General features: G+C 38.3%; 1 protein-coding gene. It reads left to right on the top strand.

Annotated features, from left to right (window positions below):
* Positions 1–334 (top strand): hypothetical protein (locus ACSVH2_RS14140; protein WP_438093824.1); only part of this gene is annotated, 334 nt, incomplete at both ends.

The following is a 334-nucleotide window of genomic DNA, read 5'->3' as shown; positions in this document are numbered from 1 at the left end:
CGACCGTTTTTGGTACACAATTGTATCGATTTAGAGTAGCATTATCTACTGCACCCACTACCTATTATTATGCTACGTCAACCTCACCAAGTTTCAGATTGACTAGTGTTACAGGAGGGTTGCCTCTAAATTATGGTAAAACCTATACTGTAGAAGTTCAATCGGATTTAGTTATCAATGGAACTCCTACCACCACAGCTTATGCAGCCATTCCATGTTTAGTTAGTACACCAGCGGTTAGTACTATAAGTACTTCGATTAATGGATGTACTCAGACATTGGAAACTATAAACCAACGACTGTATATTAATTCAGTTCTTGGTGCAAGTTCGTA

Source organism: Flavobacterium sp. RSB2_4_14 (assembly GCF_051547085.1).
Taxonomy (GTDB): domain Bacteria; phylum Bacteroidota; class Bacteroidia; order Flavobacteriales; family Flavobacteriaceae; genus Flavobacterium.
The sequence above is the reverse complement of the archived record's forward strand: the minus strand, read 5'-3'. Positions and strand labels throughout refer to the sequence as shown.